The following is a 22,588-nucleotide window of genomic DNA, read 5'->3' on the forward strand; positions in this document are numbered from 1 at the left end:
AGAGAAGTATTTCAAATCAGAAAAAGAAGAATTAGACAACTTCAAGTTGTAGAATTCAAAAATTTAATATGAAATGTGAGATAGAGCGTATGGAAATAATCTATACGTTCTATTTTTTTGCCTTTTTTGAAAAAGTGATTAAAAAACTATTGACATTTTGTTACTGGATTAACTTCTAAGAAATTGCCAAAAGACATAAATAGTCAGTCATGGAAAACAGAAGTCGCAGATATAAAACTTAAAAATTGCGTGATTGTTCCGTTAGAATATATGCGGTAAATGGAACAGAAGATAGAAATGGCTTATATTCATATGGAATGGAATTCAAAAGAAGTAAGTGATACAACATTTGAAAAGATCGAGAACTATCTGACAGAAATCCATGGAAATACATATTCCTATTGGTTTGCTTGATCAAGCTCGGAAGGCGAATATTTACTGGATGGAGTAGACATTAATCAATTAAAAGACAAACAAAAGGCTGCTATTAGAAATCAGAGAATTGGATTTGTGTTTCAGGCGTATCATCTGATACAAGAAATGAATGTTTTAGAAAATATCGTAGTTCCGCTCGGATATGCAGGAATATCTAAAAAAGAAAGAATAAAAAGAGCACAGGAATTACTGAACGAATTTCATATGGAACATTTGAAGAGTAAACACGTTTCTCAGTTATCCGGAGGAGAACAGCAGAGAATATCAATTATGCGGGCGCTTTCCAATAAACCGGAGATTCTGTTAGCAGATGAACCGACCGGTAATCTGGACAGCGAAAATTCTAAAAAAGTTATGGAAATATTGAATCATTTGAATAAAAAGGGAATGACAATTATCATGGTGACGCATGATCTGTCATTGACTGAGTATGGCTCAAGAATTATTCATATAGAAGACGGCAAAATAGTTGAAAGATAATTTGCCGAAGCTTTGGATTCATGCTACAATGAAACAATATGATTTAAAGTTTATCATTGTAATGTATAAATCAAGGAGTAATGAATGAGAAAGTTAGCTTTAAGTGACGAAATTTTGATGAAAATAGAGAAACCGGCGCGCTACATCGGTGGCGAGGTGAATGCAGTGACCAAAAAATTGGATGATATAGATGTCCGCTTTGCAATGTGCTTCCCGGATGTCTATGAAATTGGTATGTCCCATCTGGGAATTCAGATTTTGTATGATATGTTCAACCGCAGGGATGATGTGTGGTGTGAGCGCGTGTATTCTCCGTGGGTAGATCTGGATAAAGTGATGAGGGAAGAGAAGATTCCGCTGTTTGCACTGGAATCGCAGGATCCTGTGCGTGATTTTGATTTTCTTGGAATCACGATCCAGTATGAGATGTGTTATACCAATATTCTGCAGGTGTTAGACTTGGCCTGCATTCCGCTTCATGCGAAGGACCGGACCGAGAAAGATCCGATTGTGATCGGTGGTGGCCCATGTGCGTATAATCCGGAGCCGATTGCAGAATTTTTCGATATGTTTTATATCGGTGAGGGCGAGACGGTCTATGATGAACTGTTGGATACGTACAAAGAGAATAAGAAAAATGGCGGATCGCGTATGGACTTTCTGGAGAAAGCCTGTCAGATCGATGGCATCTATGTTCCGATGTTCTATGATGTGACTTATCACGAAGACGGAACGATCGATCAGTTTTTCCCGGTTAACAAGCATGCACCGTCCGTGATCCACAAGCAGGTAGTCATGGATGTGACGAACACGACCTATCCGCAGGCACCGATCGTTCCTTATATTAAAGTGACGCAGGATCGTGTGGTATTGGAAGTACAGCGCGGCTGTATTCGTGGCTGCAGATTCTGTCAGGCTGGTATGTTGTACCGCCCGACCAGAGAACGTGACGTCGAGACGCTGAAGCAGTATGCATATAATATGCTGAAGAATACAGGTCATGAGGAGATATCTCTTAGTTCCTTAAGTACCAGTGATTACAGTGAATTAAAGGAACTGGTGACATTCCTGATCGATAACTTTAAAAATAAAGGAATCAATATTTCGTTGCCATCTCTCCGGATTGATGCATTTTCGCTGGATGTAATGAGCCAGGTGCAGGATATCCGTAAGAGCAGTCTGACATTTGCACCGGAGGCTGGTTCCCAGCGGATGCGTAACGTCATTAATAAAGGTCTGACGGAAAAGGATATCATTTCCGGAGCCGGACAGGCATTTGAAGGTGGATGGAACAAAGTAAAGCTTTACTTCATGCTGGGACTTCCGACTGAGACGGAGGAAGATATGGAGGCAATCGCTGTTCTGGCAGATAAGGTTGCCAGAAGATATTATGAGATTTCAAAGGATCAGAGAAATGGCAAATGCCAGATTACAGCAAGCTCTTCGTTCTTTATACCGAAGCCATTTACACCGTTCCAGTGGGCACCGATGCTGAATCACGAAGACTATATTGAACGTGCAGCAATTGTAAAGCATGCATTTCTTAATCAGCTCAATAAAAAGAGTCTGCGTTACAATTGGCATGATGCCGAGGTAAGTGTGCTGGAGGGTGTATTTGCCAGAGGTGATCGCAAGATAGCGTCAGTCATCGAAGAAGCTTATCGCATGGGATGTATCTATGATTCCTGGAGTGAACAGTTTGATAATGATAAATGGATGCGGGCATTTGACAATACAGGTATTGAGATTGGATTTTATAATCTTAGGGAGCGCGGGGAAGATGAAGTATTTCCATGGGATTTTATCGATATCGGCGTGACGAAGAAGTTCCTCAGAAGAGAATGGGATCGCGCCATGAAGGGCGAAGTGACACCGAACTGCCGTATGCAGTGTTCTGGATGCGGTGTGGCAAAATGGAAAGGAGGTGTCTGCATTGAAAGTAAGAATTAAGTTCCGCAAATACGGCATTCTGAAATACATTGGACATCTGGATGTGATGCGTTTCTTCCAGAAGGCAATGCGACGCGCAGATATCCCGATCGCATTTACCGGAGGATACAGTCCTCATATGATCATGTCTTTCGCACAGCCGCTCGGACTTGGCGTGACAAGCGAAGGGGAATATCTGGATATTGAGCTTGCGGGGGATATTACATCGGAGGATGCAGTCAGACAGTTGAATCAAACAATGGCAGACGGTATCGATGTCGTAAGTTTCAGACAGATCCAGGATGAGAAAAAATACAGCGGTATGACGCTGGTGGCTGCTGCGGATTATCTGATCGTGCCAAAAGATATGGAAGAGACAGCGTTAAGAGAACATAATAGTGAGACACCGGTGTTCCCTGATAACTGGAATGAAGCGCTCGCTGCATTTCTGGAGCAACCGGAGATTAAAGTTATGAAGAAGACGAAGCGCAGTGAAAAGGAAGTGGACATCCGTCCGATGATCTATGACATGCATATGGAGCCTTCGGGAATCTGTATGCAGCTTGCGGCGGGAAGTGAGAATAACCTGAAACCGGATCTTGTGATGGAGACATTTTTAAAATATGTCGGCGAAGAAGAGGTGAAGCTTCATTATCATAGAAGAGAAGTTTATGCGAAGAATCCTAAGTCCGAAAATCCAAGATTTGTATCATTAGAATCACTTGGCTGGGATATTTTATCTTGCTAAAGTGCCGTGGCAAGTGGTATAGTAATGAACTAGAAGCAGAATAGTGGCATATACAGCTTCAAAGCATACGATAACGAGGTAAGATAATGAGTAAAAAAGAGATTAAGACCAATGCCATGCGGATTCTTGACCGTATGAAGATCTCGTATACTTATGAGACCTATGAGTGTGATGAATTCACAGATGGTATCCAGGTGGCAGATAAATTAAATCTGGATCATAGGCAGGTATTTAAGACACTTGTGACGACAGGAAAGACAGGTAATCATTATGTATTTGTAATCCCAATTGAAGATGAAATTGATTTTAAGAAGGCAGCCAAGGCAGTTGGTGAGAAATCACTGGAGATGCTGCATCTGAAGGATCTGACCAAGGTGACAGGATATGTCCGTGGCGGATGTACTTCTATTGGAATGAAAAAGAATTTTCCGACTGTTATTCAGGAAAGCGCAAGGGATTTTGATGAGATTTATGTGAGCGGCGGTAAGCTTGGCATGCAGATAAAGCTTGCTCCGGCAGACCTGAAGAAAGCTGCAAATGCAGAATTTGGTGATGTGATAAGAGGTTAGCCAACCAGTAACACAATTCGAGATTTATGGAGGTCTACAAAAGAATGAAAAAAGTAGTTAAATTCGGAGGAAGCTCGCTGGCAAGTGCAGAACAGTTTAAAAAGGTGGGAGCCATTATCCGTCAGGAAGAGTCCAGACGCTATGTGGTACCATCCGCACCGGGAAAACGTTTTTCCGGGGATACAAAGGTAACAGATATGTTGTACAGCTGCTATCATCTGGCAATCCAGGAAGAAGATTTTGATGAGCAGTTAGATGCGATCAAAGCCCGTTATCAGGAAATCATTGACGGACTTAAGCTGGATCTGAGCCTGGATCAGGAGTTTAAGGTGATCCGCGAGAATTTCAGCAAGAAGGTGGGACGCGATTATGCGGCATCCAGAGGAGAGTATCTGAATGGTATGATCATGGCTGCTTATCTTGGCTATGAATTTATCGATGCAGCAGAAGTGATCTTCTTTAATGAAAAGGGTGGATTTGACGCAGATAAGACACAGAAGATCCTGTCGGAGCGTCTGGCACATACCGAAAAAGCAGTAATCCCAGGATTCTATGGAGCAGGATATGATGGAACGGTGAAAACATTTTCCAGAGGTGGTTCTGATGTAACGGGTTCCATTGTGGCAAAGGCAGTTCATGCAGACATGTATGAAAACTGGACAGATGTATCAGGATTCCTGATCGCTGATCCACGCGTGGTAAAGAACCCAAAAGCAATTGATGTGATTACATACCGTGAGCTTCGAGAGTTATCTTACATGGGAGCATCTGTACTTCATGAAGATGCAATTTTTCCGGTACGTAAAGAAGGTATTCCGATCAATATCCGTAATACGAACGTACCGGAAGATAAAGGTACACTGATCGTAGAGGCAACCTGCAGAAAGCCGCGTTTTGTCATTACAGGTATCGCAGGTAAGAAGGATTTTGCTTCTATTACTATTGAAAAAGCAATGATGAACTCAGAAGTAGGATTCTGTAAGCGTGTGCTGGAAGTATTTGATAATAATGGTATTTCTATTGAGCATATGCCGTCAGGTATTGATACCATGACAATTCTGGTACATCAGGATGAGTTTGAAGAAAAGGAACAGGAAGTTGTGGCAGGCATCCACCGCGCAGTAGAACCGGATTTTGTGGAAATGGAATCTGATCTTGCACTGATCGCTGTGGTAGGTCGCGGTATGAAGTCTACCCGTGGTACTTCCGGACGAATCTTTTCAGCACTGGCACATGCCAATGTGAACGTGCGCATGATCGATCAGGGATCCAGTGAGTTGAATATTATCATTGGCGTGCGGAACCATGACTTTGATAATGCAATCAAAGCAATTTATGACATTTTTGTAATGACACAGTTGTAATAATAAAGATTTAATATGCGAAAAGAGGAATATAAAAGTTATGATAGATTTTCATACACATATATTTCCGGAGAAGATTGTAAAGAAGACGCTTGCAATTCTGGAGGCGAATTGCGAGACGGTACCGTATACAGATGGTACTGCGGCAGGACTGCAGGCTTCGTCAGAAGAGGCAGGGATTGACTGTTCCGTGATTCTTCCTGTAGCTACGAAGCCGGAGCAGTTTGATTCGATTAACCGGTTTGCAATGCAGTTTCGTGGTCAGGACAGATTACTTTCGTTTGGAGGAATCCATCCGGATACGGAAAATGTCCGTGAGAAACTGATGTTTTTAAAAAATCAAGGATTTAAAGGCATTAAATTACATCCCGATTATCAGCAAACATTTATCGATGATATCCGATGTGAACGGATTATTGATGTGGCGAGTGAACTGGGATTAATTGTAAGTGTTCATTGTGGATTTGATCCGGGTTACAAAGAGCTGACACACTGCACACCCGATAGGATTGTAAAGATGATTGATGCAGTTCATCCGGAAAAGTTGGTACTTGCACATATGGGCAGTCTCATGATGTGGGACGATGTTGAAAAATATCTGGTCGGAGCACCGGTGTGGTTTGATACCGGTGTTGTATTCGGACATATTGCTGAAGAACAATTCATACGTATCGTCCGTAAACAAGGCGCAGACCGTATTCTTTTTGCCAGTGATTCCCCATGGGGCGGACAGAAAGAATTTGTGCAGACATTGGAATCAACGAGTCTTACAGAAACAGAAAAACAGATGATATTCCACACAAACGCAGAAAAATTACTTGGTACGAAGATTCCGGACAGCCGGAAAATTAAGGAGGAATAAGAGAATGGCAGAGATAATTATGCCGGAGGGATATTTCTCTCCACTTACAATACGGGAAACGGAGGTAGCAATCAAAGAAATTAAGGATCATTTCCAGAGTTCACTTGCTAAGAACCTGCATCTTACCCGCGTGTCTGCACCGCTATTTGTAAAGCCGGAGAGCGGATTGAATGATAACCTGAACGGTGTGGAGCGCCCGGTTGCATTCGGTATTAAAGAACAGAATGATGACATGGCAGAGATTGTACATTCTCTGGCGAAATGGAAACGTTATGCGTTGAAAAAATACGGATTCCATTCAGGAGAAGGGCTTTACACAGATATGAGTGCGATCCGCAGAGATGAGGACACAGATAATATCCATTCTATCTACGTGGATCAGTGGGACTGGGAAAAGGTCATCTCCAAAGAAGAACGCAATACTGAAACATTAGAATATACCGTTAGGAAAGTATATGCTGCATTAAAAGATACAGAAGATTACATGGCACGCAGATACAACTATATAGAAGCAGTACTCCCTGATGAGATTACATTTGTTACATCGCAGGAACTGGAAGATATGTATCCGGATAAGACCTCTAAAGAAAGAGAATATGCTTATGCTAAATTAAAAGGTGCAATTTTTATTTCTCAGATTGGTAAAGTGCTGGCCTCTGGTGAGAAGCATGATGGAAGAGCACCTGACTATGATGACTGGGAGCTGAACGGAGATATTATCGTATATTATCCGGTTCTTGATATTGCACTGGAGCTTTCTTCCATGGGTATCCGAGTAGACGAAGATTCTCTGATGAAACAGTTAGAAATTGCCGGATGTGAAGAACGCAAGGAACTTGCATTCCAGAAGTCATTGCTGAACGGCGAACTGCCATATACAATTGGCGGAGGTATCGGACAGTCGCGTATCTGTATGTATTATCTGAGAAAGGCACATATCGGAGAAGTACAGTCTTCTCTGTGGCCGGATGAGATGATTGAAGAGACAGCAAAGCATGGAATTCATCTGCTTTAAAAAAATAAAATATTTTTTGGTAATAAGCTTGCTTTTACAGCAAGCTTATGCTATTATAATCAAGTATGCCGCACAATGAGGTAATAAGTATTGCACATAGCGTGTGATCACCGTAGTTGGCGAGTAATGATAATAGGAGGTGCCATATGTACGCAATTATAGCAACAGGTGGTAAACAGTACAAAGTAGCCGAAGGCGATATCATTAAAGTAGAGAAGCTTGGTGTAGAGGCTGGCGAAACTTATACATTTGACCAGGTGCTTGCAGTAAGCGACGGAGAGCTTAAAGTAGGAGCTCCTACAGTAGCTGGTGCAACTGTTGAAGCATCCGTAGTTGAGAACGGAAAAGCCAGAAAAGTCATCGTTTACAAGTATAAGAGAAAATCTGGATACCATAAGAAAAATGGTCACAGACAGCAGTACACAGCTGTTAAGATTGAAAAGATCAACGCTTAATTCGGAGATTTTTCATGACTCATGTAACGATTTATCGTAACAAAGAAAATGAATGTATCGGTTTTACTGTAATCGGACATGCTGAGTATGCGGATGCCGGAGAAGATATTATCTGCGCCGGAATATCCATGCTGGTAATTAATACCTGTAATGCAATCGAAATGTTAACTACAGCGAAGTTTTCACTGACGACCAATGAATCTGAAGGACTCATTGATCTGAGGCTGAAAGAAAACCCGACGAAGGAAACCGAACTATTGTTGTCTGCGATGATTCTCGGATTCGAGAATATGGCAGACGATCAGGACTATAAAGAATATATTCACTTAACATTTGAGGAGGTGTAACGATAATGATGAAATTAAACCTTCAGTATTTCGCACACAAAAAGGGAGTAGGTTCTACAAAGAACGGACGTGACTCTGAGTCCAAGAGACTTGGTGCTAAGAGAGCCGACGGACAGTTTGTAAAAGCTGGCAACATTCTTTACAGACAGCGTGGAACAAAGATTCATCCGGGAGTTAATGTAGGTCGCGGTGGCGATGATACATTGTTCGCACTGGTTGACGGCGTTGTTCGTTTTGAGAGAAAAGGAAGAGATAAGAAACAGGTTTCTATCTACCCAGTTGCAGAGTAATTAGACATGAGACTTACGGAGGGTGCTGCGAAGTAACTGATTACAGTTATGGAACAGCACTTTCGTTATATTTCAGGAAAGGAAAACCGCAATGTTTGCAGACAGAGCAAAAATATTTATCAGATCCGGTAAAGGCGGGGACGGACATGTAAGTTTTCGTCGTGAATTATATGTGCCAAATGGTGGTCCCGATGGTGGAGACGGCGGACGTGGAGGCGATGTTATATTTGAAGTGGATGAAGGCTTAAATACACTTCAGGATTATCGTCACAGACGTAAATATGCCGCCAAAGACGGTGAGCAGGGTGGTAAGAGACGCTGCCACGGAAAAGACGCAGAAGATATTGTATTGAAAGTGCCAGAAGGAACCGTTGTCAAAGAAGCAGAATCCGGCAAAGTCATTGCAGATATGTCCGGCGACAACAGAAGACAGGTAATCTTGAAAGGTGGACGTGGAGGACTGGGTAATCAGCATTTTGCGACATCTACGATGCAGATTCCCAAGTATGCACAGCCTGGACAGCCATCCCAGGAGCTCTGGGTTAATCTTGAGCTTAAAGTCATTGCAGACGTGGGACTGGTTGGATTTCCAAATGTAGGAAAGTCTACATTTTTATCAAGAGTAACCAATGCACAGCCAAAGATCGCGAACTATCATTTTACCACTCTGAACCCGAATCTCGGTGTAGTAGATCTTCCGGACGGAAGAGGATTTGTAATCGCAGATATTCCGGGTCTGATTGAGGGTGCGTCAGAAGGTGTGGGTCTTGGACATGAATTCCTGCGTCATATTGAGCGTACTAAGCTGATGATCCATGTAGTAGATGCTGCAGGTACCGAAGGACGTGATCCGGTCGATGACATTTACAAGATCAATGCAGAATTAAAGGCGTATAACGCTGATATTGCGAATCGTCCACAGGTAATCGCAGCAAATAAGATCGATGCGATTTACAGTGATCCGGAGAATGATCCAATCAAGCGTCTGAAAGATGAATTCGAGCCACAGGGATACAAGGTGTTTCCGATTTCCGGTGTTACAGGAGAAGGTTTGAATGAACTTCTGTATTATGTGTCCGATCAGTTAAAGGATCTGGATGCAGCACCGATCGTATTTGAGCAGGAGTATTTCCCTGAGGATGAACTGATTTACGTGGATCTTCCGTATACTGTAGAAAAAGAAGATGGTATGTATGTCGTAGAAGGACCAAAGATCGAGAAAATGCTTGGTTATACCAATCTGGATTCAGAGAAGGGATTTGTATTCTTCCAGAAGTTCCTGAAGGATACTGGAATCCTGAAAGAACTGGAAGATGCTGGTATTGAAGAAGGCGATACCGTACGCATGTACGGTCTCCAGTTTGATTATTATAAATAAAGGAGAACAGGAATGACTACAAAACAGAGAGCATATTTGAAGAGTCTTGCCATGACTATGGATCCGGTATTTCAGATTGGAAAGAACTGTGTAACACCGGAAGTGACTGCGGCTGTATCAGAAGCGTTGGAAGCAAGAGAGCTGATCAAGCTCAGCGTATTACAGAACTGTGTCGATGATCCGAAAGAAATGGCAAAAGTTCTTGCAGAGCGTACACATTCACAGGTTGTACAGGTAATTGGTAAGAAAATCGTTCTGTATAAAGAAGGCAAAGACGACAAGAAAAAGATACAGTTACCATAAAATATTTATGTGTACTATCGAGGAGTAGACATGAAAATTGGAATAATGGGAGGCACATTTGATCCCATTCATAACGGACATCTGATGCTGGGAGAATATGCATATCGTGAATTTAAGCTGGATCAGGTCTGGTTTATGCCGAATGGAAATCCGCCTCATAAACAGGATAATGTGTTCCAGACAACGAGAGAAGACCGCATGGAGATGGTAACTCGTTCAATTGAAAAGTATGATTACTTTCGCCTGGAAGATTATGAGATTAAACGGCAGGAAATCTCATATTCCTATCAGACAATGGAATATTTTAAAGAAAAATATCCGGAAAATCATTTTTATTTTATCATTGGCGCGGATTCACTGTTTATGTTTGAACAGTGGGTGCATCCGGAGCGAATCGCTGCGACCTGTACGATTTTGGCTGCATACAGAGATGATAAAAACAATCGTCAGGTAATGGAAGATAAGATTGCTGAGCTGAATCACAAATACAATGCAGATTTCCGTCTTCTGGTTACGCCAGTGCTTCCGATGGCATCTCATGAACTGCGGAACCGACTGCAGCAAGGAGGTTCTGTGACAGGCGAAATTCCAATCGAAGCAGAAGAATATATCAGAGAACATCATTTGTATAAAGGAGTGCAATGACATTAATGAATCATGAGCTTACATTTATTCAGAATGAACTGAAAAAGGAACTGGATGAGCCTCGTTATCAGCACACATTGGGTGTCATGTATACAGCATCAGCTATGGCAATGTGTCATGGTGCAGATCTCGCACAGGCACTGACAGCAGGACTTTTACATGACTGTGCCAAATGTATCCCTTCGGATGAGAAGATACGTATGTGTAAAGAACATGAGATTCCAGTTACAGATATAGAATATGCGAATCCAGGACTTCTGCATGCAAAGCTTGGTGCTTATCTGGCAGAAGAAAAATACGGAATCTTGGATCCGGTGATTCTGGATGCGATACGCTATCATACCACAGGGAGACCGGAGATGACTCTGATGGATAAGATTATATATATATCTGATTATATGGAACCGGGAAGGAAAGAACTTCCGAATATGAATGATGTGCGATATCTGGCATTTCATGATATTGATGCGTGTTTGTACCGGATATTGCATGATTCACTGGGATATCTGAACAGTACCGGGAAACCGCTAGATCCTATGACAGCAGAGACTTGTCAGTACTATGAAAACAAAAGGTGATTTTTAAGCAGGAGGACTGTATATGAATCAGGCGAATACAATGGCTAAAGTTATATATGATGCACTGGATGAAAAGAAAGGTGCAGATATTAAGATTATTGATATTTCAACTGTTTCTACGATTGCAGATTATTTTGTGATCGCAACCGGAAACAGCAACAGTCAGGTCAGTGCACTGGTAGAGAATGTAGAAGAGCAGATGCATAAGAATGGATTTGCCATGAAGCAGCGAGAGGGTAATGGTAACAGCCCATGGATCCTGCTGGATTATGCAGATGTGATCGTGCATGTGTTTGATAAAGAGAACAGAAGTTTCTACAATCTGGAACACATCTGGCATGATGGAAAAGAAATTATGAGAGATGATTTGTAAAAGGAGTGGTAAAATCGTGGATAAATCACAGGTTTATTTTACAACATTTAAAGCAACACTGAATGAGAACCTGCTTCAGAAATTACACAGACTCATGAAGACTGCCGGATTTGAAAATATTGATTTTCATGAAAAATATGCGGCTATTAAGATTCACTTCGGAGAATATGGTAATCTTGCATTCTTAAGACCAAATTACGCAAGGGTTGTGGCAGAATATGTAAAAGAACTTGGCGGTAAACCATTTCTTACAGATTGTAATACACTTTATGTCGGAAGCAGAAAGAATGCACTGGATCATCTGGAGACTGCATACATCAATGGGTTTTCGCCATATCAGACCGGTTGTCACGTTATCATCGGTGACGGTCTGAAGGGAACTGATGAAGAGATTGTTCCGATTAATGGCGAATATGTAAAAGAAGCAAAGATTGGTCAGGCAATCATGGATGCAGATGTTTTTATCTCACTGACACATTTCAAAGGACATGAGACAGCCGGATTTGGCGGTGCAATTAAAAATATCGGTATGGGATGTGGTTCAAGAGCCGGTAAAATGGAACAGCACTGCGACGGTAAACCAAGTGTGGATCAGGATAACTGTATAGGATGTGGTGCCTGTTCGAGAATCTGTGCACATGATGCACCGGTTATTACCGAAAGAAAAGCATTGATCGACCATGATAAATGTGTAGGCTGCGGAAGATGTCTGGCAGTCTGTCCAAAGGATGCGATTGCAGCAGATTTCAGCGATTCCGTTGCGATGCTGAATTATAAAATGGCTGAATACAGCTATGCGGTATGTAAGGACAGACCATGTTTCCATGTATCTCTGATATGTGACGTATCACCAAATTGTGACTGTCATGCAGAGAATGATATTCCGATCATTCCTAATGTTGGTATGCTTGCATCGTTTGATCCTGTGGCATTGGATCAGGCCTGCGCAGATCTGTGCAATCAGATGCCTGTTATCGATGGCAGTGAGCTTGATAAGAATATCAAAGAGATGGGACATAAACATCACGATCATTTCCATATGACACATCCGGATGCGGAGTGGGAGACCTGCCTGGCTCATGCAGAGAAGATTGGTCTTGGCACAAGAGCATATGAACTTCATACAATTTAGAACAAAAAGATAATCGGACAAAGTTTTTATTCTTTGCCCGATTATCTTTTTCGCATTATTTATTCGAAAAATCTAAATACACCAATTACTTTGCCAAGAATCGTAACATCTGGTACAATGATCGGATCCATATAGTCATTCTCTGGCTGAAGTCTGATATAGCCATTTTCTTTGTAAAATGTCTTAACCGTAGCCCCATCTTCAATCAAGGCAACGACCATCTCTCCATTAGACGCATTATGCTGTTCCTTAACCAGTACCAGATCCCCGTTAAGGATACCGGCATTCACCATACTTTCACCCTGTACTTTTAACAGGAATGTATTCGCATTCGGAAGCATCTCGACAGGAATAGGGAAGTAGTCTTCGATATTCTGTTCAGCAAGAAGCGGTTCCCCGGCAGCTACGTGACCGATAATAGGAACACTGGTCATCTCGCGGCGCATCATTGCAAAAGAGTCATCCAGAATCTCAATTGCTCTTGGCTTCGTAGGATCACGGCGAATATAACCGTTCTTTTCAAGTGTCTCAAGATGAGAGTGAACAGAAGAAGTAGACTTCAAATGTACAGCTTCACAGATGTCACGCACAGCAGGCGGAAATCCTCTCTCAAGAATCTGAGACTTAATATAGTCAAGAATCTCTTGTTGTTTTGATGAAATCTTACCCTGTGCCATTGAAACATACTCCTTTCGATTACTAAACGATTACTAAATATAAGTGGGGATATCCCCGATACTTTAATATAAGTCTACCATAGCAAAAGTGAAAAAGCAAACAAATGTTTAGAAAATATGTTCGATTATTTTAATCGAATCTATTGACAAACATGTGTTCTTTATATATAATTCAGATATAAACATGAACGAATGTTCGGAACGAGCGTTCGACATATTCACAGAGTGGGAGATTAAGATTAAAGATTAAAGGGGGATTTTATTATGAGACGATCACACAGCACAGTTAAGAGAGTACGTACCGTATATGTAGAGAAGTTGCTCTTTTTTGTAGCAGCTATGATTATTGCTTTAATTTTAAGTATTATTGCAGGAAGAAAACTTGTCAGTGCACATGACGACCGTAAGAATGAACCGGTTAATTTTACTTACTATAAGAGTATTGAGGTACAGGAAGGCGATACCTTATGGAATATTGCAAGTGCCTATGCAGACGAAGGTACATCTGTAAAAGCATATATTAAGGAATTAAAAGAGATCAATCATCTGGACAGTGATTCTATTCAGGAAGGCTCTTATCTGACAGTTGCTTATACGGATCAGGATTTCCGATAAAGCATTAACATTAAGATAAAGATTATAGATTGATTAGCGTAGATATTTAGAATACTCGTTATTCTTAAATATAGTAACTGTTCATACATTGAATGGTTACACCTCATTTATATTTATATACTTACCCCAGAGTCAGGACGGTCAGACATCAGATTATACTGGTAGATGATCGTTCTGTTCTTATATAGAGGAATAGGCACATCTATAGGTTATTAAGTATTGACTGAATGAATGCAAATAGGATATACTGTAAGTGAAACAGATCTATACGTAAAATACCGATTTTTCCAAAAGATTTATATAAAAATCTTTATAAATCAATGATCATCTTTATACAGACTATGTTTTTAGGAGGATTACTATGGCATCTAAGGAACGTACCTATCATGAACAGAGGAATATTGATTATACATTGCGTCTCAGAGAATTGTTAAAGACGTTGCCTCCATTCGCTAAGGATTACTTTCGTGCAATCGAATATACTTCATCTATTCGTACAAGGCTGAACTATGCGTATGACATTCGGGTATTTTACCATTATCTGATGGAATATAACCCTGTATATCGCAATTACAGTATTGAACAGTTTCAGCCGGCAGATCTGGAGAAGCTTTCAGCAGTTGACATTGAAGAATATATGGATTACCTTAAGGTATATAAAAGTGATGATGACGCACTCCGAACGAATGGTGAAAAGGGTCTTGCACGCAAGATGTCGGCACTTCGGAGCTTTTATGGATATTATTACAAGCATCAGGTTATCACACAGAATCCTACATTGCTCGTAAACATGCCTAAACAGCACGAAAAAGCGATTATACGACTGGACGTAGATGAAGTTGCATTGCTCTTGGATTACGTCGAATCTGCGGGTTCTACGCTGTCTGGACAGGCTCTTAAGTACTATGAAAAAACCCGGGACCGGGATCTGGCAATTCTCACTTTACTTCTTGGAACCGGTATTCGTGTATCGGAATGTGTTGGTCTGGATCTTACCGATGTAGATTTCAAAAATAATGGAATTACAGTTACCAGGAAAGGTGGTAATCAGATGGTTGTCTATTTTGGCAATGAGGTTGCAGAGGCATTAAAGCAGTATATGCAAGGTGATCGTAAGGTTCTCTCTCCTCTTCCCGGGCATGAGAATGCATTGTTCTTATCTACTCAGAGACGTCGTATGGGTGTACAGGCTGTTGAGAATATGGTGAAGAAGTATTCCCGTCAGGTTACACCGAATAAAAAAATCACACCTCATAAGCTTCGGAGTACCTATGGCACATCACTGTACCGGGAAACCGGTGATATTTATCTCGTGGCGGACGTTCTTGGACATAAGGATGTGAATACTACGAAAAAGCATTATGCAGCAATTGACGAGAACCGGCGTAGACAGGCCGCTTCTGCCGTAAAATTACGTGAAGATTAAAGCGATTTCAAAACTGTCTGTGAAGCAGTCTTTGGAAAGATCGTTATCTACAAATAAGATGATTTAGGAAAGGATCAGAGAATATCATATGAAATTACAACAGTTACTAAGCCACACAAGAAAGGCTGTAGATGAATACCAGATGATTCAGGAAGGGGATCATATAGCAGTGGGAATATCCGGAGGAAAAGACAGTCTCACATTGCTCTACGCTCTGCATGGACTGAAACGCTTTTATCCGAATCACTTCGAACTCAGTGCGATCACTGTTGATCTCGGCTATGAACAGTGTGATTTCACTCCAATCAAGGAATTATGCCGGGAAATGGAGATTCCATATCATATTGTAAAGACAGACATTGCACAGATTCTTTTTGAGGAACGCAAGGAAAAGAATCCATGCTCTCTCTGTGCCAAGATGCGGAAAGGTGCATTGAACCAGGCAGTAAAGGAAATTGGCTGTAATAAGATTGCGTATGCCCATCATAAGGACGATATTATTGAGACGATGATTCTCTCGCTTTTCTTTGAGGGAAGATTTTATTCATTTTCACCGAAGACATATCTGGACCGTATGGATCTTACAGTAATTCGCCCGATTATGTTTGTGGACGAAGCAGATGTGATCGGATTTAAGAACAAGTATAATCTTCCGGTAGTAAAAAGTGCCTGTCCGGTCGATGGATATACAAAAAGACAATATGCAAAGGATCTGTTAGCCGATTTGAACCGTCAGTATCCAGGTATCAAACAGAGAATGTTTACTGCGATTCTGAATGGTAATATTCCGGGATGGCCGGAACGTATACCTTATATCAGAAAGTAATGGGGATTAGCTGCTTTTTAACTATACGAGAAAAGGGTGAATCCAGATAAATGGACTCACCCTTTTCTACATTAATTATAATTATTCATCATATTGCCAGATATTACGCTTGATGCCCTTTTCTTTTACTTCTATGAGTTTGATGATTGCTTCAGCTGTACCCTCCAGACCAAGTACGGAACTGTCCAGGCAAACATCATAACTATCGGCATCACCCCATCGTTTATCGGTATAGTAATTATAGTAGCTTGCACGCTTCTTATTCGTCTTGATGATCAGATCTTTTGCTTTTGCATCCGTCAGATCATATTTTTTTGCGATACGTTTGATTCTGGCATCCAGATCAGCATGAATAAATACACTTAACAGATTCGGATAACCTTCCAATGCATAATCTGCACAACGTCCGACAAGAATACATGGTCCTTCATTAGCTATTTTTTTAATTGCATCAAACTGTGCCAGAAAGATCTTGTGATTAATTGGCATATCATTATAAGTGCTTCCGGAATATCCCATGGAATATGTATCCATTACCAGGGAATAAAGAAAACTGTTACTCGGTTTTTCATCATGAGATTCAAACAATTCTTCGCAGATACCGCTGTCCTGCGCTGCTCTCTGAAGCATCTCTTTGTCATATAACTTGATACCCAGCTTGTCGGCAACCATATATCCGATCTCTCTTCCGCCGCTTCCAAACTGTCGTCCGATTGTAATAATTGTATTTGTCTTTGCCATAGGATCACGCTCCTTTTTAATCTTTCTATACTATGATTATAACTCATTCAGAAGAAAATGTATAGTTAATTTGAACTATTAATAATTATTTTTAAGTATTTGCAATAAATTATTAAAATAGTCAGGCAACGGAGCGTCAAATTCCATATACTCTCCTATCCTTGGGTGAATGATGCCAAGTATCTTTGCGTGAAGTGTCTGACCCTGAAGATTTTTAAATGGACATTTCGCCGGACCGTATACGTCATCACCTAATAACGGATGTCCAATACTTGCCATATGGACACGGATCTGATGTGTTCTTCCTGTTTCAGCTCACATTGAATAAAGGTATAATCTCCGAATCTTTCGATTACAGTATAGTGTGTAACTGCGTGTTTCCCCTGCTTACATTTCGTGCTCATCTTTTTACGGTCAATGGGGTGACGACCGATCGCAGCGTTTACAGTTCCGTGGTCTTCTTTAATATTGCCGTGTACAATTGCATAGTACACTCGTTTGATGGAATGTTCCTTCAGCTGCTCGGCAATGCACTGATGAGCCATATCATTTTTACATATGATTAAGGAGCCGGTAGTATCCATATCAATTCGGTGAACGATACCCGGGCGCATAACTCCGTTAATTCCCGATAATTCATTTCCGCAATGATACATTAATGCATTGACAAGAGTGCCGGAATAATGTCCCGGTGCCGGATGGACCACCATGCCTTTTGGTTTGTTGATTACAATTATATCCTGATCCTCATACAGAATATCTAATGGAATGTCCTCAGCTTCGATTTCAGGCTCTTTCAGCTCCGGTATGGTAACTTTTATGCTTTCATACAAAGAAAGCCTGTAATTGGCTTTTACAGGCTTCTCAGAAACAGTCACAAGACCATCCTTTATTATCTTTTGTATATAGGATCTGGACATATCTGGCATTTGTTCTGCCAGATAACGGTCAATTCTTTTGCCCTCTTCATTTTCTACGATGAAACAGTTCTTCAAATTCGTCCTCCTGATAATAGAATAAGATCAAAATTACTAATACGATCGTTGATACCGTAACATAGATATCCGCCACATTGAAAATCGGAAAATCAATCAGATTGAAGTAGAAAAAATCTACCACATATCCCAGATATATCCGGTCAATCATATTACCAATTGCACCTGCACAGATACCGATGATACAGATACGAAGCGGCAGATACCGTTGTGCATTAGGTAATTTACCATAAATCCATATAGCAAAGATCAATATGACCAGAGCACAGATCAGAAAGAAAATACGCTGATTCTGTAACAGTCCAAATGCTGCACCACGATTTTCAAGATAGCAGAGCTGAAATACTTTGTTGATCAGAATGAAAGGTGTTTTTCCCTGAAGTTTTGTTACAGCCAGGTGCTTCGTCCACTGATCCAGAATGATAGCAAAGATAGTAAGCAGACATGCCGGTACGTAATTAATTTTTGGTTGATTATTATTCTGAGTCATTATACGCTCCTGATATTTATGTATTTGTGGAATTCTAATACTTATACAGACGGATAAAATACCGCCCTTTTTTTGTTTCACTGATGACGCTGTCATACTGAATTCTTCCCATACCACGTACAGAAATGATATCGTTTTCTTTCAGACGGTAGCCATTGCTGGTAATCATTTTTCCGTTTACGAATACTTTTCCACCTTCGATATAACCGACCAGTTTACTTCTGGACATCGGAAATGCAGATGAAAGTACGCTGTCCAGACGAATTGAAGATACATTTCCTTTTATCTCCGTACGTTCTGGCATATAATGAAATTCGCTGAGCTGCATTTTTTCTACTGAAATCAATGTATGACGAACTCGTGTAAACTCTTTATATATAAAATCACTCATATCCGCATGGCAGAATATCAGACAGGAATCATCCGTCACCGCCAAATCACCAATCTTAGATCGTTCAATACCAAGATTGAGAAGTGCACCGAGATAATCCCTGTGTGTAAGTGATTCGGCATATTTCCTGTGAACTGCCGATACACGCAGTACATCGATTGGATATTCATATTCATAACAAAGAGCATCAGGTAGAAATGCAACCATCTGACGCTCCGCATATTCATATCCACCAAAGAGCTCATATCTGGTTGAAAGCTCATTCTTTGGTATAGACTGTAAAATATGAAGTTCATTTAAATTAAGAAAATCTGAAAATGTTACAATATCACGCTGGTATGCAATAGATGACAATTCCAACAGGCGTTTCTGCAACATCTGTTCTTCCTTGTTCATTAAAATCTTGAACCCATTGATGATGAATCAAAAGATGTTCCCAAAAGATCCTGAAGATCACCGGAAATATCTACATTGGTAGGTGTTACAAGGAATATGTAATTCGAAATCTTCTGCAGGTTACCGCTAATAGCAAATGCAGATCCTGAAATAAAGTCTATGATACGCTGTGCAATCTCAAGATCCAGTCCCTCCAGATTCAGAATTACAGTTCTTCCGCTAAGCAGGGTCTCACAGATCTCACGAGAATCATCTACAGATGCTGGTTTGATCACACATACTTCCATGCTTACATTGTTAGCTCTTCTGTTAGAAGGACGCATCGGTGTCACTTTATTACTTACTGCAGTAGAGTTCGAACGCTTAGAGGATGAACGTTCTTCAATATAATCGTCATCATCATAATCATCGTCGTCATCGCTCTTCATTAAACGGCTGAAGATACCTTTCTTCGGTTTCTCATCTTCGTAGTCATCGTCATAATCATCATCGAAGAAATCATCATCTTCGTAATCATCGTCATCACTCAGCTTCATAATATCAAGGAACTTATCTAATACTCCCATTTTATATGTTCTCCTATCCTGTGTTTTTAGACCTGGTTGTAATTGCGCGCGCCAAAGAGTCCGGTACCAACCCGAACCATAGTTGACCCCTCTTCAATCGCAACTTCATAGTCATTTGTCATACCCATAGAAAGTATACTCATGATTACATTATCCGATTTTTTACGCTCGATGTCAACAGCAATGTTACGTAAACGGTTAAAATAAATACGATTTTCTTCAGGATTTTCCACAAATGGAGCAATTGTCATTAATCCACAGATTCTTATGTGAGGTAATTGCGAAACCTGTGATACCAGTTCTTCCACTTTTTCCGGCATAACACCGAATTTAGATTCTTCTTTTGCAACATTTACTTCGATCAGAATCTTTATAATAAGATCTTTTTTTGCTGCTTCTTTTTCAATTGTTTCAGCAAGACGCAGAGAATCTACCGAGTGGATCATGTCTACTTTATCGATAATATATTTTACTTTATTTCTCTGTAAATGACCGATCATATGCCAGGAAATGTCCTTTGGAAGTGCTTCGTATTTATCTACAATCTCCTGAACTTTATTCTCGCCAAAAACGCGTACACCAAAATCATAAGCTTCCTGAAGCATTTGAATTGGTTTCGTCTTACTGACTGCAATCAGCGTGACATCCTCTCTGTTGCGACCGGCCCTGTCACAGGCTGCCTGAATATTTGCATTTACTTTGTCAAAATTATCTTTCAGCATCTTAATCTCTCCTTAAAATACAATATCATTTTCATGTACATTCTTACTGTCTAAAGCAATGTGGTCGAAATTCGACAGTCCATAGTCATTGCCGTCTTCTATGATATAGTATTCTTCACCTTCACATAGAATGTTGATCTGGCGGAATACTGCATAGCCTTTGTTGATGTTATATACACCTGAAAGCTTAGCTGTTTTAGACAGGGTATATGCATCACCGGAATCCGGTTTTTGTAATACAGTACCTTCTTTAAAACTATCCATATCAAGATAAGCCATATCTGTCTCTATATCACGATAATATACAGTAGCTTCCTGAAATTCAACGGAATTCTTTTTGCCCTGTACCAGTACTCCGGTATTATTGCTGCCCCCTCCGCTGGTAATATAATCCTGCGGAACAATATAAAACTCTTTTTCAGTAACGGCAGTCTTTGGGATTTTAAGACCTGATTCATCCTCCAGAATGAGTTCTATGTCCAGATAACGTTCCGTAGCATAACGGATCATAGAATGGTCAAAAGTCAGATAGGCAAGGTTAGAATCCTTGGTATTGTAAATCTGAAGTGCGGCCCAGGTAGTCTCATTATCCTTGGAGAATTTAACCTTTACACTGGACTGTTCAGCAAGCTGCTGAGCCATAGTATCACTGAGTTCAATCACTACGGTCCAGTCGTCACTCATGATAAGCTTGTACACCGGATCACCGGAATTTACCAGGGTATCATTCGAAAGAGTTGTACTCTCATAATTCTTTTTTTCAAGGATATCTGTTGTGACGTCGTCTTTGGTCAGTGATTCATAACCGTCAATAGTATAAACCACTACTCCATCGCTGTCAGCTGTGTGCACGGTAAATCCTGAAGTTCCTGCATCAACGAGTGCCTGTAATCTGGCCTGTCTGCTCTGTGCTGTATTCGTTAGCACGACGTCAGTGATTGTATTCTTAAAATTGTAGACATCATTATATTGCTGGGAACGAAAGCTTTCTGTAAAAGAATGTGCTTTTTGTATGATGGATGCCTGCTCTTCTGCTGTAAGATCCGACGACGCAGAATCATCTTCTGCACTGGTTGATGCATCCTGGTCATCCAGTCCCAGCTTGTTCTGAGAAATACTGTATACATTAGTTTTGCTGCCGACCTTGCTTCCTTCTGTTACAAAATAATTCACATATCCATCAGAATCTGCCTTGACAATCTGTTCGTCTCTGAGAACAAGACCCGTGTAGGCATTATCTTTTAAAATTGAACCTTCTCTTACTTCATAAACGGACACCTTTTTATTGGTAACGTATGCGAGAATTGTTATTACAAGATATATAAAAATGATTCCGAAAAGAATCACGCCGATATTATATTTAGTCTTCTTCTGATAGATCTGTATATTCGTCAGATTTTTATCTGCCAAAATATTCGCCTCCCCATTATATCCCCTTTTTTAAACAAAGCTATTGTACCATCTTTAATCTGACGGTACAATATCAGGATTTAAAAATTAAATACGTCTTATATTAAAATTAGTGTATGAAGATTTGCATTCAGGTGCATACTACCATTATCCGGTTAGGTATGTAATCTGCTTACTGCTTAACCTCACCATAAAGGAGGTCATTACATGAAATGGTTTGATAATACCGCATTAACAATTGTTATCATTGGAGCAGTCAACTGGCTTCTGGTAGGAATATTCCGATTTGACCTTGTAGCATTTCTGTTTGGAAATCTCACCTGGTTATCAAGAATCATCTATGCGTTAGTCGGCTTGTGCGGATTGTACCTGATCAGCATGTATGGACGAATTCAGTCCATGGAATCATAAAGAAATGCTTATGTCATAC

Annotated in this window: 27 protein-coding genes and 2 pseudogenes; 21 read left to right on the forward strand and 8 right to left on the reverse strand. The window is 40.6% G+C overall.

Going from position 1 to position 22,588, the window contains the following annotated elements; translation table 11 throughout:
- Positions 1-279: 279 nt before the first annotated feature.
- The 17 genes and pseudogenes from DXA18_RS16355 (at position 280) to DXA18_RS10720 (ending at position 12,903) form a co-directional block, all read left to right on the forward strand.
- Positions 280-414, forward strand: coding sequence for a hypothetical protein (locus tag DXA18_RS16355; protein ID WP_278337072.1), 135 nt, complete (start codon positions 280-282; stop codon positions 412-414).
- Positions 415-432: 18 nt separating this feature from the next.
- Positions 433-915: pseudogene (locus DXA18_RS10645) on the forward strand (ABC transporter ATP-binding protein); the annotation flags it as partial.
- A gap of 84 nt (positions 916-999) precedes the next feature.
- Positions 1,000-2,865 carry a TIGR03960 family B12-binding radical SAM protein gene (locus DXA18_RS10650; RefSeq protein ID WP_118383853.1) on the forward strand — a complete coding sequence of 622 codons (1,866 nt, stop codon included), beginning with the start codon at positions 1,000-1,002 and terminating at the stop codon, positions 2,863-2,865.
- The gene (locus DXA18_RS10655) at positions 2,849-3,592 is read left to right on the forward strand and encodes a TIGR03936 family radical SAM-associated protein (protein ID WP_118383854.1); all 744 of its coding nucleotides are present in this window, start codon (positions 2,849-2,851) and stop codon (positions 3,590-3,592) included. The genes DXA18_RS10650 and DXA18_RS10655 overlap by 17 nt, the downstream gene beginning before the upstream one ends.
- 86 nt (positions 3,593-3,678) lie before the next feature.
- A complete protein-coding gene (gene ybaK / locus DXA18_RS10660) occupies positions 3,679-4,161 on the forward strand; it encodes a Cys-tRNA(Pro) deacylase (protein WP_118383855.1) in 483 nt (160 codons plus the stop codon).
- A 44-nt stretch (positions 4,162-4,205) separates the two neighbouring features.
- Positions 4,206-5,525 (forward strand): aspartate kinase, encoded by a 1,320-nt coding sequence (locus DXA18_RS10665; protein ID WP_118383856.1) that lies wholly within the window; start codon positions 4,206-4,208, stop codon positions 5,523-5,525.
- A gap of 40 nt (positions 5,526-5,565) precedes the next feature.
- Positions 5,566-6,387, forward strand: a complete 822-nt coding sequence (locus tag DXA18_RS10670; protein WP_118383857.1) for an amidohydrolase family protein — start codon at positions 5,566-5,568, stop codon at positions 6,385-6,387.
- A 4-nt stretch (positions 6,388-6,391) separates the two neighbouring features.
- The gene (gene asnA / locus DXA18_RS10675; protein WP_118383858.1) at positions 6,392-7,402 is read left to right on the forward strand and encodes an aspartate--ammonia ligase; all 1,011 of its coding nucleotides are present in this window, start codon (positions 6,392-6,394) and stop codon (positions 7,400-7,402) included.
- Positions 7,403-7,548: 146 nt separating this feature from the next.
- Complete coding sequence (gene rplU / locus DXA18_RS10680) at positions 7,549-7,857, forward strand: 50S ribosomal protein L21 (protein WP_118383859.1); 309 nt, start codon at positions 7,549-7,551, stop codon at positions 7,855-7,857.
- A 14-nt stretch (positions 7,858-7,871) separates the two neighbouring features.
- Positions 7,872-8,204, forward strand: a complete 333-nt coding sequence (locus tag DXA18_RS10685) for a ribosomal-processing cysteine protease Prp (RefSeq protein WP_118383860.1) — start codon at positions 7,872-7,874, stop codon at positions 8,202-8,204.
- A 5-nt stretch (positions 8,205-8,209) separates the two neighbouring features.
- Positions 8,210-8,494: a 50S ribosomal protein L27 gene (gene rpmA, locus DXA18_RS10690; protein ID WP_118383861.1), complete on the forward strand. Its 285-nt coding sequence runs from the start codon at positions 8,210-8,212 to the stop codon at positions 8,492-8,494.
- A gap of 91 nt (positions 8,495-8,585) precedes the next feature.
- A complete protein-coding gene (gene obgE / locus DXA18_RS10695) occupies positions 8,586-9,872 on the forward strand; it encodes a GTPase ObgE (protein WP_118383862.1) in 1,287 nt (428 codons plus the stop codon).
- A gap of 12 nt (positions 9,873-9,884) precedes the next feature.
- On the forward strand, positions 9,885-10,175 hold the full coding sequence (yhbY, locus tag DXA18_RS10700; RefSeq protein WP_118383863.1) for a ribosome assembly RNA-binding protein YhbY: 291 nt from the start codon (positions 9,885-9,887) through the stop codon (positions 10,173-10,175).
- Positions 10,176-10,205: 30 nt separating this feature from the next.
- Positions 10,206-10,820 (forward strand): nicotinate-nucleotide adenylyltransferase, encoded by a 615-nt coding sequence (gene nadD, locus DXA18_RS10705; protein WP_118383864.1) that lies wholly within the window; start codon positions 10,206-10,208, stop codon positions 10,818-10,820.
- Between the two features lie 5 nt (positions 10,821-10,825).
- Positions 10,826-11,398: a bis(5'-nucleosyl)-tetraphosphatase (symmetrical) YqeK gene (gene yqeK / locus DXA18_RS10710; RefSeq protein ID WP_118383927.1), complete on the forward strand. Its 573-nt coding sequence runs from the start codon at positions 10,826-10,828 to the stop codon at positions 11,396-11,398.
- Between the two features lie 22 nt (positions 11,399-11,420).
- Positions 11,421-11,771 carry a ribosome silencing factor gene (gene rsfS / locus DXA18_RS10715; protein WP_118383865.1) on the forward strand — a complete coding sequence of 117 codons (351 nt, stop codon included), beginning with the start codon at positions 11,421-11,423 and terminating at the stop codon, positions 11,769-11,771.
- A gap of 16 nt (positions 11,772-11,787) precedes the next feature.
- Entirely contained in the window at positions 11,788-12,903 is a 1,116-nt protein-coding gene (locus DXA18_RS10720; protein WP_118383866.1) for a DUF362 domain-containing protein, read from the forward strand.
- A gap of 59 nt (positions 12,904-12,962) precedes the next feature.
- Here the strand turns inward: DXA18_RS10720 and lexA are convergent, their stop codons facing one another.
- Entirely contained in the window at positions 12,963-13,580 is a 618-nt protein-coding gene (gene lexA, locus DXA18_RS10725; RefSeq protein WP_118383867.1) for a transcriptional repressor LexA, read from the reverse strand.
- Between the two features lie 264 nt (positions 13,581-13,844).
- Here lexA and DXA18_RS10730 point away from each other — a divergent pair, with 264 nt between their 5' ends.
- The 3 genes from DXA18_RS10730 to DXA18_RS10740 all read left to right on the forward strand — a co-directional run bounded on the left by DXA18_RS10730 (position 13,845) and on the right by DXA18_RS10740 (position 16,447).
- A complete protein-coding gene (locus DXA18_RS10730; RefSeq protein WP_118383868.1) occupies positions 13,845-14,195 on the forward strand; it encodes a LysM peptidoglycan-binding domain-containing protein in 351 nt (116 codons plus the stop codon).
- Positions 14,196-14,556: 361 nt separating this feature from the next.
- On the forward strand, positions 14,557-15,621 hold the full coding sequence (locus DXA18_RS10735) for a tyrosine-type recombinase/integrase (protein WP_118383869.1): 1,065 nt from the start codon (positions 14,557-14,559) through the stop codon (positions 15,619-15,621).
- Positions 15,622-15,709: 88 nt separating this feature from the next.
- Positions 15,710-16,447: a tRNA lysidine(34) synthetase gene (locus tag DXA18_RS10740; protein ID WP_118383870.1), complete on the forward strand. Its 738-nt coding sequence runs from the start codon at positions 15,710-15,712 to the stop codon at positions 16,445-16,447.
- Positions 16,448-16,528: 81 nt separating this feature from the next.
- Here DXA18_RS10740 and DXA18_RS10745 read toward each other — a convergent pair whose 3' ends face one another.
- The 7 genes and pseudogenes from DXA18_RS10745 to DXA18_RS10775 all read right to left on the reverse strand — a co-directional run bounded on the left by DXA18_RS10745 (position 16,529) and on the right by DXA18_RS10775 (position 22,158).
- Positions 16,529-17,188 (reverse strand): cytidylate kinase-like family protein, encoded by a 660-nt coding sequence (locus tag DXA18_RS10745; RefSeq protein WP_118383871.1) that lies wholly within the window; start codon positions 17,186-17,188, stop codon positions 16,529-16,531.
- A 78-nt stretch (positions 17,189-17,266) separates the two neighbouring features.
- Positions 17,267-18,183: pseudogene (locus DXA18_RS10750) on the reverse strand (RluA family pseudouridine synthase).
- Positions 18,155-18,673, reverse strand: a complete 519-nt coding sequence (lspA, locus tag DXA18_RS10755) for a signal peptidase II (RefSeq protein ID WP_118383872.1) — start codon at positions 18,671-18,673, stop codon at positions 18,155-18,157. Before lspA ends, DXA18_RS10750 begins: the two are co-directional and overlap by 29 nt.
- 34 nt (positions 18,674-18,707) lie before the next feature.
- Entirely contained in the window at positions 18,708-19,460 is a 753-nt protein-coding gene (locus tag DXA18_RS10760) for a YlmH family RNA-binding protein (RefSeq protein WP_118383873.1), read from the reverse strand.
- Complete coding sequence (locus DXA18_RS10765; RefSeq protein ID WP_118383874.1) at positions 19,460-20,026, reverse strand: cell division protein SepF; 567 nt, start codon at positions 20,024-20,026, stop codon at positions 19,460-19,462. The genes DXA18_RS10760 and DXA18_RS10765 overlap by 1 nt, the downstream gene beginning before the upstream one ends.
- Positions 20,027-20,052: 26 nt before the next feature.
- Positions 20,053-20,748, reverse strand: a complete 696-nt coding sequence (locus DXA18_RS10770; protein WP_118383875.1) for a YggS family pyridoxal phosphate-dependent enzyme — start codon at positions 20,746-20,748, stop codon at positions 20,053-20,055.
- A gap of 12 nt (positions 20,749-20,760) precedes the next feature.
- On the reverse strand, positions 20,761-22,158 hold the full coding sequence (locus tag DXA18_RS10775) for an HlyD family efflux transporter periplasmic adaptor subunit (RefSeq protein WP_118383876.1): 1,398 nt from the start codon (positions 22,156-22,158) through the stop codon (positions 20,761-20,763).
- A gap of 207 nt (positions 22,159-22,365) precedes the next feature.
- Between DXA18_RS10775 and DXA18_RS10780 the strand changes: the two genes are divergently transcribed.
- On the forward strand, positions 22,366-22,569 hold the full coding sequence (locus DXA18_RS10780) for a DUF378 domain-containing protein (protein ID WP_118383877.1): 204 nt from the start codon (positions 22,366-22,368) through the stop codon (positions 22,567-22,569).
- Positions 22,570-22,588: the final 19 nt, after the last annotated feature.

Source organism: Dorea sp. AM58-8, assembly GCF_003464045.1.
GTDB classification, from domain to species: domain Bacteria; phylum Bacillota; class Clostridia; order Lachnospirales; family Lachnospiraceae; genus Claveliimonas; species Claveliimonas ammoniilytica.